Genomic DNA, 449 nt, shown 5'->3' on the forward strand with positions numbered 1-449 from the left:
ATCTGGGACAAGTGGCCGTAAATTTTTTCATGTCTTCTTTTCGAAGCCACAATGAGATCTGGTTGAAGACCGGCAATGACTTCTAGATTCGGTTGGGATTCCAGTCCGACATGGGGCACGTCAGCCAGATCCTTACGCAGATATTTATAGGTTGGCTGTTGCACCCAGGAATCAACGACGCCGACCGGAATAACACCTAATGCAACGGCTGTATCCGTTGCTCCCTGAAACAGCGTTACTACCTTGACAGGTGTGCCGGAGACTTTGGTGCTGCCCATGGAGTGTTCGACGATACGCTGCTCGGCAGAAGCTTCCTGAATGGCGGTGACCATAAATAAAAAGCCAAGTAGTAACTTCCGGGAAAGCTGGAGTGATATGGAAAAATCTGAGTATCTTTGGGATCTGAACATCATGAGCGTCATAACAAAGAAAAACGCCAATGATATAGA

General features: G+C 47.4%; 1 protein-coding gene. It reads right to left on the reverse strand.

From position 1 onward, the window contains the following. Positions 1-332 (reverse strand): ABC transporter substrate-binding protein (locus tag BCY78_RS25085; RefSeq protein WP_145925761.1); only part of this gene is annotated, 332 nt, incomplete at its 3' end. Between the last annotated feature and the right edge of the window lie 117 nt (positions 333-449).

Origin of the sequence: Pararhodobacter sp. CCB-MM2, from assembly GCF_001691415.1 — a bacterium.
GTDB lineage: Bacteria > Pseudomonadota > Alphaproteobacteria > Rhodobacterales > Rhodobacteraceae > Pararhodobacter.